Annotated in this window: 8 protein-coding genes; 1 reads left to right on the top strand and 7 read right to left on the bottom strand. The window is 34.3% G+C overall.

Annotation, left to right across the window (positions count from 1 at the left end; genetic code table 11):
• Positions 1–33 precede the first annotated feature (33 nt).
• Positions 34–1,446, top strand: a complete 1,413-nt coding sequence (locus KMW28_RS13640; RefSeq protein WP_169666215.1) for an MBL fold metallo-hydrolase — start codon at positions 34–36, stop codon at positions 1,444–1,446.
• Between the two features lie 139 nt (positions 1,447–1,585).
• Here KMW28_RS13640 and KMW28_RS13635 read toward each other — a convergent pair whose 3' ends face one another.
• The 7 genes from KMW28_RS13635 to KMW28_RS13605 all read right to left on the bottom strand — a co-directional run bounded on the left by KMW28_RS13635 (position 1,586) and on the right by KMW28_RS13605 (position 13,376).
• On the bottom strand, positions 1,586–1,879 hold the full coding sequence (locus KMW28_RS13635) for a hypothetical protein (protein ID WP_066205905.1): 294 nt from the start codon (positions 1,877–1,879) through the stop codon (positions 1,586–1,588).
• 355 nt (positions 1,880–2,234) lie between these two features.
• Positions 2,235–2,972, bottom strand: a complete 738-nt coding sequence (locus KMW28_RS13630) for an outer membrane beta-barrel protein (protein WP_169666213.1) — start codon at positions 2,970–2,972, stop codon at positions 2,235–2,237.
• Positions 2,973–2,976: 4 nt separating this feature from the next.
• The gene (locus KMW28_RS13625) at positions 2,977–3,765 is read right to left on the bottom strand and encodes a PCMD domain-containing protein (RefSeq protein WP_169666212.1); all 789 of its coding nucleotides are present in this window, start codon (positions 3,763–3,765) and stop codon (positions 2,977–2,979) included.
• 124 nt (positions 3,766–3,889) lie between these two features.
• On the bottom strand, positions 3,890–5,047 hold the full coding sequence (locus tag KMW28_RS13620; protein ID WP_169666211.1) for a MalY/PatB family protein: 1,158 nt from the start codon (positions 5,045–5,047) through the stop codon (positions 3,890–3,892).
• A gap of 153 nt (positions 5,048–5,200) precedes the next feature.
• Positions 5,201–7,702, bottom strand: coding sequence for a hypothetical protein (locus KMW28_RS13615; RefSeq protein ID WP_169666210.1), 2,502 nt, complete (start codon positions 7,700–7,702; stop codon positions 5,201–5,203).
• A 179-nt stretch (positions 7,703–7,881) separates the two neighbouring features.
• Complete coding sequence (locus KMW28_RS13610; protein WP_169666209.1) at positions 7,882–9,876, bottom strand: hypothetical protein; 1,995 nt, start codon at positions 9,874–9,876, stop codon at positions 7,882–7,884.
• Between the two features lie 302 nt (positions 9,877–10,178).
• Positions 10,179–13,376, bottom strand: coding sequence for a hypothetical protein (locus tag KMW28_RS13605; protein WP_169666207.1), 3,198 nt, complete (start codon positions 13,374–13,376; stop codon positions 10,179–10,181).
• Positions 13,377–13,760: the final 384 nt, after the last annotated feature.

Genomic DNA, 13,760 nt, shown 5'->3' with positions numbered 1-13,760 from the left:
ATTATTTAAACATATTCATCGAATACAAACATTATGAAAATCGAACAAATTTACACTGGTTGTTTAGCTCAAGGAGCCTATTACATCGAATCGGAAGGAGAAGCTGTAATTATTGACCCACTTAGAGAAACAAAACCTTATTTAGAAAAAGCAGAAAAAGAAGGAGCAAAAATTAAATATATTTTTGAAACGCATTTCCATGCTGATTTCGTATCTGGACATGTGTCTCTAGCGGAAGCAACGGGAGCAACAATCGTTTTTGGTCCGACTGCACAAACATCTTATGAAGCACATATTGCTAAAGACGCGGAGGTTTTTCAAGTGGGTAAAGTAACCATTACTGTTTTACACACACCCGGTCATACACAAGAGTCATCAACATTTTTATTAAAAGATGAAAATGGTAAGGATGTGGCTATTTTCTCTGGCGATACTTTATTTATTGGAGATGTTGGTCGTCCTGATTTAGCCGTGAAATCGGATCTAACAAGAGAGGACCTTGCAGGTTTATTATTCGATTCTCTTAGAAATAAAATTATGCCTTTGGCAGACGAGGTCATTGTTTACCCAGCACATGGTGCGGGTTCTGCTTGTGGTAAGAACATGAGTAAAGAAACTTTTGATACGCTCGGAAATCAGAAAGCATCCAACTATGCTTTGAGAGCCGATATGAGCAAAGAAGAATTTATCAAAGAAGTGACCACAGGTTTGGCAACACCTCCTCAGTATTTTCCTAAAAATGTAAAAATGAACAAAGAGGGGTATGAGCATATCGATCAGATTTTAGCCAATGGTAATACACCTATGAATCCTCAACTTTTTGAAGAAGTAGTGAATGCAGAGGGCGCCTTGATGTTGGACACTCGTTCACCTCAAACTTTCAAAGATGGATTTATTCCTAATTCAATCAATATCGGTCTAAAAGGAGGGTTTGCTCCTTGGGTAGGTGCTTTGATTGTCGATCTACATCAACCTATCGTCTTGATTGCTGATGAAGGTACAGAAGAAGAAGTAATTACTCGTTTGTCGAGAGTAGGATATGATAATACTTTAGGTTTCCTTGAAGGAGGAATTGAAGCTTGGAAGGCTGCAGGTAAAGAGATAGATCATATTGAATCGATTACTGCTGAGGAACTAAAAGAGAGACTATCAAAAGATATCCAAGTTATTGATGCTAGAAAGAAATCAGAGTATGTATCAGAACATATCAATAGTGATAAAGTAGTGAATAAACCTTTGGATTTCATTAACTCAGAATGGAATGATTTAGCAAAAGATGGTACCTACCACATTCATTGTGCAGGTGGCTATCGTTCGATGATTGCTTCATCAATTCTTAAATCAAGAGGATTTGATAACATCATTGATGTAAAAGGAGGTTTTAAAGCGATTAAAGAGGCGGGTATTGATGTGACAAATTATGTTTGTCCTTCTACAATGCTGTAGATTAGGTAGTAGGTAGTAGGTTTTGAAGTTTCTTCTTTTAGAAAGTAGCTAAAACGGAATTGTATACCTGATATCTAAGATATTATCTATAAAAAATAAAGGTTAGCAATTTTCTAATTTGAATTGCTAACCTTTTTTATTAACCTGGCATTTCTACATTATAAGATTTGACATGAGAGATATTAGAAAAGATGTTTAGCCAACTTTTGTTTTTGACTCTGTATTTACTTAATAGTTTTACGATATCTAGAGTGCCTATAGTATAAGATGGATTGAATTTCCCTTTGAAATCACCGTTATAGATAATCGTTTGATCCTCTTTTTCTAGAATGAGTGTTTTCTCACTATCAGAGATATAAATATTTTTGTAAACACTCGAATTTAAATTTAGTCTTTGATGCTTTGATTTAAAGCCTTTCATGTTTTTAAACATAATTGTTTTAGTTTAATTCCATTTAATTTTTGTAAACAAAAAATCCCAATTCTACGCTTTAGAAGTGGGAAAGAATAAATGGATAGTTTATTGATATTTAGCTGGTTTGTGTTGAAAAGAAAGAATTTTTGTCGTATTTATTTGTAGTTGGTTTTTCTTTTCATTTACCAAAATATATGATTAATTTCATATAATACTGTTGATCCCAAATATAAGAATAATATGTAATACATTATTATTAATCTAATCTAAAAACCATTAATTATTATAAAATTTGGGATCATGTTTTGGTAAAAAAATAAAAAAAGCTATCTCAATAAATCAAGATAGCTTCATAAATATCATAAAGTAGTTGTTACCATATCTGATAGGTTAAACCAATCTTTCCGTATAAATTAAAAAGATTTGGATCCACTGTTTCATATCCACGAGGGAAAATTCCGTTGAATCCCCAAGCAATTTGAGCGTCGAAATTAAATCGGTTCACTTGTTTTTGAATACCGAATTGGGCACCCCAATCAAAATTAACCAAATCATGACTGTAATCATAAGGTGTATCTCGTCCGATTGGGCTTACCGTTCCAGCAACATCTTCGATTGTTCCTCCTTGATAAAGAATACCATCAAATGTTCCTTCAATCATTACTGCCAGATAAAGACCTGCAAGTACATTCCATCCGTTATCATTCTTACTTAAATTGGTTCTAAACTGAATAGGAAGTTCGATGTAGTTGAGTGAGATATTTGTCTTGACATCTCCTGTAACATATCCCAAATAGGCATCACTTACTTTAAAGTATTGATTTTTTACTGTCGCTTCTGTTGAGTTTCCTTTGTGAGTATAAGTAAGCTCCAAGTGAAGGTAATTTCTATCTCCTTTGATCGGAATATTTACATATCCACCTATTGAGGGATTAAAAGTAGTGGAGAAAGAAAATCGTTCAGGCATATTTTGAAAGTACATAGGTACTGATGCTCCAATGTTGAAACTTGCTCTCGCACCCCATTCCAATTTTTCTTCCTCTTGTCCGAAAACGGAGATACTGAAAAGGGTAGCAAAGAACATTACTACCCCAATTTTTTTATAATTCATGAAATTAGTATTCAATAGAAATTTCGTCAACAAATAAAGTACTTCCGATTGCTCCTCTGAAGAAATCTCCAGCGCTTGTTGAAGTAAATACAACAATAATGTGAGTAGGATTAGTATCTGCTGCTGCCCATCCAGTTTCTTCTTCACGAAGTTTAAAACCAGCTACAGGGTTTTCAATTACACCATAAGTCACATCTAATGTACGTTTTGTCCATTCGGTAACCGTATCCGAATTTTGCATAGCTGCGGTACCTACACGAAGAATTTGATCACCTTCTCTTTTTTGTAAATACATATACACTAAACAAGAATCTACACCTTCAATTGTTGTTCCTAATGCACCGTCATATTGTTCATAAATAGCTCCAGGAGTATATTTATAGTTAAACGACATAGATACTGGTCGTTTTGTATAAGGAACTCCTAATTGAGCACTTTTAGCAGGATCTGAAAGATTTAGCTCAAATTTACCGGTGTAAATTGTTGCTGCTGCAATACCTGTCAAGCCAATACCTTTAGTTTCTAACTTTGCAGCACTGCCATTAATTACATCTTCTTTTTCTTCATAAGCATTTACCACGCCTAAAAAAGTAGTTCCAGGGTTAGATGTTTCCCATCCCTTAGGGTTACCGTACTCACCTTGAGAATATTCGGTGTATTCCCAAGTATCTAAGCTTAAATTCTCTTCGAAGTCAGCAGATATTTCTTCAGTGGGGTTATTATCATCATCGGAGCAAGAGAACAAAGTAGTCCCTAAAAATGCTAAAACTATTAGTCCGTTGGTTAATTTCATTTTTTAAAAAGATTGAAGATGGTTAAGATTCTTGGGAATCATAAATAACCAATAATTAAAAAGAGATTGAAATATACATCTAAATATAGGAAAAATTGAGAAATATAAATTGTACTCCTCAAAATTATTCAAGCTGATTTAAAATGCGTTTCATTGCTTCCTCTAAAACTGATTTAGGATAAGCCGTATTCAAACGCATAAATCCATCTCCGGCTATACCAAACATTAATCCATCTTGCACTCCCACTTTGGCCTTTTTAAAGAAAAATTCTTTGATTTGATTCTGAGTACCAAGTGCCCGGCAATCTAACCAAACAAGGTAAGTGGCATCAGGTTTCATTGCCTTAATAGGGGTTTTATCAAATTGTTCTACTATATAGTCGATATTGCCTTGAATATGTTTTAGTAAATCTTGATACCAATTTTCTCCCTGGTTATAGGCTGCTTTCATTGATTCTGTGGCCATCAATCCTCCAAAATCGAGATGCATATGTTTTACTCTGTTGACATATTTATCTTGTAATTCCTTGTTCTTAAAAATCAGATAAGCACAGTTTAAACCTGCTAAATTGAATGTTTTCGAAGGAGCCATGCAGGTCACCACCCTTTTTTCGGCTACATCAGATAATGAGGCGAAGGGGATGTGTTTATGTCCATAAAACATTAGGTCAGCATGTATCTCATCAGATATAATATTACAATCGTATTGATCACATAATTGAAGAATTTTCTCCAGTTCTTCTTTACTCCAAACTCGTCCGGAAGGGTTGTGTGGATGGCAAAAGATCAATAATTTCAATCCATTTTTAAGTTCCTCTTCAAAAAGATCAAAATCAATGAAATAGCGATTATCTGTATTGATAAAAGGAATTTCGACTAGTGTTCTATCATTGCCCACAATATTGTCTCTAAAAGGAGGATAAACAGGAGAGAAGATGCCTACTTTTTCTTTAGGCTGAGTGAATGCCTCTACCAAAAATCCCAATGCCGGAACAATGCCCGCTACAAAAACAAAATCTTTGCGATGCACTTTCCATTGATGTCTTTTATCAATCCAGTCGATAGCCGACTGCCAAAAAGAATTGTCTTGTAACGTATATCCATAGATGGGATGCTCCAACCTTTTGATTAAAGCTTCTGTAATTTCGGGAGCAGTAGGTAGATCCATATCTGCGACCCATAATGGAATAATATCTTCTGTTCCGAAGAGTACTTTTCGGAGATCGTACTTTACAGTGGAGAAAGGAGTGCGATCTATGTTTTTGGTGAAGTGGTTTTGCATAAATGAAAAAGACAGATTTTTATTCAAAGATAAAAATCTGTCTTGACTAAACTAATAGTACATTCTAAAATGTACTATAAATATGTTATTAGATAATACATAATTGTATTGTTGTTTTTTATCAAAACGATTAATTATTATCTAACTTTTTTATTATTGATTTACACTGTCATCTTCAGGAGGAGTACAACCGAAATATATATTATCCACAGCGAAATCATTACCATGCCATTTATCAGATGTCTCTTGAATACCAATTTCTACAACACCACTTTGTGAAGCAGTAAACTCGTATAATAAACCTGTCCATACTACATTGTTAGGATTTGTTTCAGGAAGGATATAATCTGAAGAATATTCAGTATTTACATTCAAGAAACCAATATTATAGGTGACATACATTCTAAGGTTAGGGTCATTGGTATCTCTGTTTGACGGTATAACATTTAATGCATCTGCGCTGAAGTAATAAGTTTCTCCTGCTAATACCGGTATATATGTTTTGAAGAACGTTTTAGAAAGAGGAGCATTTTCATCATAAGAGCTTCTAGTTTGATGATCATTTTGAGCTGCATTTACTACTAATACATTAGAACCTAAATCAACATCTATAAAAGCATTGTGAACTGATTTTGGATTATTTGTTACGGCTGCTAGCCCTTCATGATCACCTTGATCTAAACGAGGAGCCTCAGTGTAAGTACTGTAATAATCAAAATACATAGAATTGTCTCCTTCGAAATCACCGTAAGCAAAGTTTTCACAATAATCTGCGTACGCTGATACAAAATTAACATCAAATCCATCAAAAGTTCCACTACCATTATCCACTATTTTTACCCATTGGATTGGAGTGCCATTATCTATTCCTGTGCCCGCATAATCGAAAATATTCTCAGAAATATATGCATCACCCACTTCAATCCATTGACCTCCAGAACCACCTACTATCCAAGAGTCATTTACATAACGAGGTTGATTGTATGGATCGTCTGCTAACCAAACATATACTCTTGCTTTTTCATTATAAGAGCGTAATGCTTCAGCAACATAATTTGTTATTCCATAGGTATCTTTATAATTTGCTAATCTATTCCAAGTAGTTTCAACTACTTGTAATCTAGAAGAAGGAGTAACTACTGTTGGTGCTCTAAACCTCATAACAGCATATCCGCCTTGGCCTAATGCAGTAAATTTGTATGCTTTACTTCTTAGATCAGCGATGTCAGCATTTGCAGAGTTTTGTCTAGCCTCTGTATCCATATTTGGATTATTTGCTTCGTCTATAGAAGCTCCTGAAACCTTTGTGATTGTACCTGGTCTGTAAAGTTTCATTTCGGCTAAATTCCAATGCTCTTTTTTCCATGGATCGGTTCTGTCACCTTCAATAACTCTTCCACTGAAGTTACCATAATCTCCTTCACTTTCACCGAGATCAAATTCTTGAGTAGAAGCCATGTCACCCCAATTATGACCTTTGCCGTTATCTCCTTCCCAAGGTTGATCATTTAAATATAATATTGGAGAATCTACTAATTCACCATCAAGAGTCCATAAATTAATGTGTTTCTTAAAGTGGTGGGAAGTGAAAACCATATTATCGCCACTTAAAGCAGCACCTGTAACTCTTCCGGTTCCTTTATATCTACCTGGACGGTTTGGATTAGGAACTCTTAGTCTAAATACTTCGGCAGCATTGTAAGTTATTGTTGGAGTGCCACTACCATTCCAATCCCAATTTAAATCTAAAGCAATTGCTCTTTGTTTCCATTGAGTAAATGAGATCAATCTTTGGCTTTCGAATCCACCTGTTTCACTATTATTTTGAGTGAATAAAATATCTCCACCCCAAAAATTCACTTCACCTGAGATTGGATCAGTTTCAAGGTCAGCTAATTCATCAAAGTATGTTTCAGGTAAATCAATTTCTTCATCATCAACATTTTCCATTTCATATTGTCCTCCATATTCATAAGCAACAACATGAGCCCAAATTTCATCTTCATAAGCAGTTCCATTCAATGAATTGTCGACATCTGTCCAAATATCATTTCCATTATTGTCAGTAGGGTCGTCAGAACCTCCTCTTCCGTTGTCTTTAATTACTCTAAAGAAACCAGATTTACCAGCTAAGAACAAGAACCCTTCTTGATCTACATCTACTTGCGTGATTTTTCCTCTAAATCTGTTTTCATAATGAGTAGAAATATCAATTCCATCTGGGTCATAAGTAAATAGTTTTATCTCACGTACAGTTAAGTCACTTAGCTTTACTAGATAAATAGTACTTCTACTACTAATCACAACTGTGATGTAATCATTATTAGGAGAAATACACATGTGACCACCACGTGGTAAATCCCATGGATCTCCATCTTTGGTGAGTTCTAGTTTAGTCATCTCAGCTATTGAATTACCATCGTCATCAGTTAGATTGGTACCTAATCCTTGGAAATCATATTTCAATTCATAGATTGTTCCTATACCATTGTCATTGTTTAGAAGGAAGAGCCTTTGATTAAATGGCATCCTTAAGTTAGAAGCATCAGGGTCTTGATCATCATAGATCTGACTAGGCTCTTGTAGCTTGTTCGTACAAGCAAAGCCAATGAGAAGTAGCACGGCGAGCAAGCCGATTTTGGATAAAGTTTTCATAGTTTAATGAAAGGTAAAAGTTAGAAAATTTATTTAGATTTTGGATATATTAATGTGCCTTTGGATTATCAGAAATAGCAATGATGACATCAAAAAGTCGGATAAAAACTACCGCAAAATGCGGTAGTTTTTGTTCTTCTTTTTTGATAAACTAACTACTAATAATCTTCGGGTTATAATCACTTTGTACTATTTAGTTGGTATAACACTTCTTTAACTGTGTTTCTAGAGTATTCACTACCTCCGGTAAACCAGAAGCTGCAGATACTTTTCGAATATATTTTTCTTCCACCAAACTCATTTGGGTGTTCCAAATGTATATCGATGTAATTCATTTTTTTATTTAAACTTTGAGGTTGAATATAGCCTGCATTGTCCATTTTATTATGGAAAGTGACCACTACACGACCTCCTTTATACGGGGCTTCTTTCCAGGCTTTTACTCTTTCATCTAGAAGATCTATTATGCCATCTCTGTTTTTATCTCTTTTATAGCTAACGGTTTCTTCTTTAATGATATCTTCCACCCAAAACTCTAACCCTTGAATGTTATTTTGGTAATATTTTGGCCAGCTAATTCTAATGCCACCGTCAATCGGGTAGTAAGTGAGGTAATGATCTGTAGTGGTACAATTAATGGTTTCGAAGGCAGCAATAAAGTTGAGATCAAATCCACCATTTTTACCTGCTTTTGTATCTAAATCGGTGGTGTCGACAATTTTTACCCATTGTATCTCATGTCCTCTTAATTCTTTTAGTTTAGAAAGATCAAAGAAATTATTATTGTTTACAGCGTATTCAATGCCATTGTGGTGATACTTATGTGCTTTATTTAAAGCAATCCAATTTCCTTTCTCAATCAATTCTTTATTGAGGAAGTCGTCATTAGCATGTTTTCCAATGAGTACAAAAACTTGTGCCTGTTCGTACCAACCATTGTTTTTAGCTTCAGATATAGAGGTGTATTCTTTGCTTTTGTCCCAGCTTGTCTCAGCGACTTGTAAGGTGTGATTGGATGTTATAGGTTCATCAAATTTTAAAATTCCTACTCCTCCAGATAAATTGACAAACTTCATAGGTTTTTCATTGTCTCCTTTATAATCGGCAATGTTGGCGTTTTCTGAATTAAATCGAGCAGTAAGGTTCACATTGTCTTCAATAGGGTCAAATCGTTGCATTTCATGTTTTTCAATCGCTGGTTTGAAATACTTTATGTTTGCATATTGACTATTGTCTTGTCTTAGGTCTATCCAATCTCCTCTAATCTCTCTTTGGGTGATATCCTCAAAATAATTGTCAAATTGATTATTGTAATTCAAAATTTGCGTAGATGTGATTTCTCCCCATCGGTTTGTTCCTTTGAATGATTTTTTTCCTTGATACATCTTTGGGAAACTAATGAAATTACCTTGATGATCCCATAATGATAATTTTGAAGAATGATGATGTGTGATCAGTAATTGATTATTATCAATTAAAGTTAGACCTCTTGCATTTTTTAATTTAGGTTGAGAAGAAAAATGCTCCTCAACAAAAGACTTTTTGATGTTATTATTGGGTACATCTTTTTCAGTTACTTTTTGAAGTAGAGCCACATCAATATTTTTTCCCCATAGGTGATTGTTTCTTTTCGTGGATTCATCAAGAGTGTTCACCACACGGTAAGTGTGATGATCATTTCCAATTAGGAAATACCCCTGATTGTCAACTTCCACGTGAGTAATTTTTTCTCGAAAGTCGGATAAGTTAGTTGAATTATTTTGATCGTATTGTAAAGGGAGAGAAGCTGTTTGATATGTATTATTTCTTTGAGGCTGTTCAATATTGATGATAAACATCTTTGAAAGTTCTCCAAAAAATAGGATTAAATATTGGTTTGTAGGATCAGTGATCATTTTTCCGCCTTTGGGTAAAATGATTTCTTCTCCGTTATTTTCTAATTGAATAGGAGAGAGGTGTGCTTTATGCATATCTCTTTTGGCATCAAATTCAATTTCATACAAATCACTGTTGTGATTAACGGTGTTTAATATAAAATGACGTTGAGCAAAAGGCATTGATAAGCCTGTAGGGTCTTTGTCGAGCGGATTAAATAAGCCGGGTTCATCAAAAGTTTGATTACAACTAAGAAGTCCCACAATTACTAATAGTAGTAATGTAGAAGTTTTAATCATGGTAAAGAAGAAAGAGTTTATTGGGTATACAGAAAGAAATAGTAAGAGTGAAAAATAGTCGTACGACTACGTTATTCTTGATGTTTTGTGGTTGAAAAGAAGCATAGTTACAGAGTTAAATTTGTGTGGTAAAGAATATTATTATTTATATATGCAAATATAAAATTTTGTTAATCCGCAAACAAATAATAACATCACCTTTTAAAGATTTGATTGTAAAATACCTAAAAAGGGTGATAATGAATAAGTTAACTAAAAAGGGTTACTCCAAAGAGCAACCCTTAATTTTGAGATATTATATTCTATTGAACCACGTCGCAAGCATCTTTGGTAAGTGTAACAGAAGAAGATTTCGTTAATACACTTCCATCAATGTATAATTTGAATGTTGGATTGCCTCCAGAATAAGGAATTGTAAAGAATAACTCTTTATTTGCGGAAACTGTTCCTTGGTAAACAACACCATTACCATAAGATTCTACATAAAAATCTTGATTACTGCCAGTGTGGTTTTTGACTCTTAATTGTCTAAACACATCGCCATTCGGAGCTTCAATTAATTGTTGTTGAGTAGTGAAACCATATTTATCTCCATAGTAATCTACTTCAACTTCTCCAATTACATCATGTGCTGAACAAACAATGTGTGGTTTAGGTCCACCATACCACATTTGCTTGTAAAAAACTTGAGTGAAAGGAAGGATAAATTCACCAACGCCTTCTACCTCGTACAACATGTTATAATCCCATCCATTTTTAGTGATTAAACCAATCCAATTGTACTTGTATCCATCACTTACTGCGTAAGATGAAGAGTTATTTTTCTTGGGTTGAGAAATCAGAGATTGATTTTTCATCGCTGTTCCTCCTGCACCCCACGATTGGTGTCTGATACCTTTTACAGTACAATCTGATTTTACTTCATAGGCATGTAATCTATTATTAATCTTAGCGATTAACATACCAATCAAGTTGCCTTGGAATTGTGCTTTCTGAGCTGCATCAAATACGATAACGTCGATAATCTGACCTGGTTTTGGTACAAGGAATGCATTTACTCTATCAAAGCTTTGTGCTTTTGTAGAAGGAGTGAATTTATCATAGGTGATGTCACAAGGGAAATCGCCTGATGGTAAAATCATGTTATAAATGGCATTCTTATAACGAATACGACCTTCTTGTTTAGTTGCAAAAGGAACTCTTACAGTTTCACCATTTAAGTCATAAATAATATCTAGACCATCCCATTCAACAAATGAAGTAGTGATACCTGCCATTTCAGAAGTTGAATATTTACTTGGAGAATTTGGTAATGCTACGAAAGAAGTGTTCTTTCTTGCTCCACCCCATTCGAAGTGTCTCATGCCTTTAACAGAACAGTCATCATGAATTTCATAGGCGTGAAGTTTTCCGTCAATTTCTGCCACAAAAGCACCAATGATTGCACTTCTTCCTGATACTCTACCAAAGTAATCTTTTTGTTCTTGAGATAACTCGATAATACTCGATTTGATCACTTGATCTGCTGTAGGGATTTTATACATTGCTTCACCTAAAATCACAGCGTTAGATGGATTGTCATCTCCCGTTCTAATCGCATAACTATCTGCAGTAATACCATCACATGGTAACCAAGGGGCATCGTCTGTAGAGATAATAGTATTACTTTCACCTTCGAAAATTGAAACAAAGTTGATATCAAAACCATCAGGAGTTTTTGAAGCGTTGTCAATGATTTTAATCCATTGTACAGTTGAGCCTTCCAAATCACCTAAGTTGAATTCGTTGTTTGCAATTGAAGCATCTCCAACTTCTACCCAAGTTTCTGATAATAAACCTTCGCTGAAATATCTAGCATTATTATTCGGAAGTACCATTATAGATGCTTGTTCTGGATATGCTGCAAAAGCATCTGCAATTTCAGAATACTCTGATGCTTTGTTCCATGAAGTTTCAACAACTTGTAAAGTAGTATTTTTTGTTACTGTTACTGATGTTGGAAGTTTGAATATTGCATATCCACCACCTAATGAAACAAACTTGCTCGCATTTTTATTATAATCTGCAATATCTGCGTTCGCTGAATTTCTTCTTGATTCTTTAGATACGTTATGGTTGTCTTCAGATAAATCTAGAACATCATATTTGTCAGCACCAATACCTGGACGGTATAGCTTAATTTCAGCATACTGATGACTTTCATAATCACCTCTGTACCAATCTACATAATAGGCACCGTCAATTTCTTTATTTGATAACTGATCATCATTAGAAGTATTTACATCGAATGATTGAGTGGATGCCATATCACCCCAATTATGAACTGTAAAATCATCGGCAGGGTTGCTAAATGTCATTTCAATAGTGCCATTCACGATTTCACCATCCAATGTTCTTAATTGTAAGAATTTCGATTTGTGATGCGATGTCAATACCATGTTGTCTCCAGTAAGTGCTGCACCTGTTACTTTACCTGCACTTCTGCTGCTTGTATTTGCTTTCTCTGTTTCGTCTTGTAATTTATTCAAATCACCGAATACTTTACCGGCATCAAATGTGATGGTTTCAGAAGCATAATCCCAATGTAAATCAAGATAAATAGCCGTACCACCTTTCCATTGTGAGAAAGAGATTAAACGTTGACTCTCAAAACCGTCAGTTTCAGCAGAGTTTTGAGTGAATAAAATGTCGCCACCTTGGAATTTTACTTTTTTAGGATTGAAATTCTGATCTACATCAAAATATTCTTCTCCGTCTTCAGTAGATTCTACTTGTAAGTTGTTGGCAAATTTGTAATGGATAGCATGCACCCAATTTGTACCATATTTATCAGTATCCACACCGTTGTTCTCAAGATAATTTTGATCTTGTTGTTCCCAGATTTCAGACCAAATGTCACTCTTATATCCCACCTCAGAAGGATCTTGATTGCCATTTCCTCTATCTGCTACAACTCTAAAGAAGCCAGCCTTACCTGCGATAAATAAGTAGCCTTCTTGATCAACATCCACTTGAGTAATCCCGCCTACTTTTTTACCTTTTTCGTTTCTATAATTACTCATCAAGTAATTTGAAGGATTGTCAGTCACCTGATCAATAGAAACTTTATTAGGATTGTAAGCCATTAAAGTAGCTGACTTTACTTGACCTGTTGCAATTTCTACTAAATAGATTTTGTTCTTTTTAGCAACTACAACGGTTAAGAAACGGTTATCCGGAGAAACACACATGTGACCACCTTTTGGCAAGGTTTCTGAAGTGTTTACTTTTGTAAGCGTTGCACCGCCAGTTAAACCTTGGAAATCGTAATCGATTTCATAAATAACAGACGAATTGCCTGCTGAGTTTAATAAGAATACTCTTTGATTAAAAGGCATTCTCTTGTTAGATTCTTCAGAAGTCTCTTCTGAGGTGAAAACAGTTGGATCCTCCAATCGGTTTTGACATGAAAAACCAATCAATAGCAATAGTAGCGCCCCAAGGGCTGATAGCTTGTTCATAAAAGAAATGTTTTTAGTAAAGAATAAATGTTACAGTAAATGATAATTACTTAGAAAATTAAATATTTTTTTGGGTAATGTATTACGTGTGCAAAAGAACATATAACATGTGTGAAATGCAAATATTATATAAAATTATGCAAATAAATTTTAATCTATGAATGGATTATAGCTTGTTAATAATCAGATAGTTTTTAAAAATAAAAAAGCTATCCCAATTTGAGATAGCCTTTCGTTTTTTGATAAACTAACTACTAATAATATTTTTAAGTACCACATAATAAATTATGTAATTTAAAAACCATAAAATAGGGGGATTTGCAATAAATTGGATTTGATTTTGTGGTTATTAATTTATCTGTGGTAAAGATTTTTTATAGTCTA

The sequence above is a fragment of the Flammeovirga yaeyamensis genome, from assembly GCF_018736045.1.
Lineage (GTDB): Bacteria > Bacteroidota > Bacteroidia > Cytophagales > Flammeovirgaceae > Flammeovirga > Flammeovirga yaeyamensis.
This window is presented reverse-complemented; position numbering and strand designations above follow the sequence as displayed.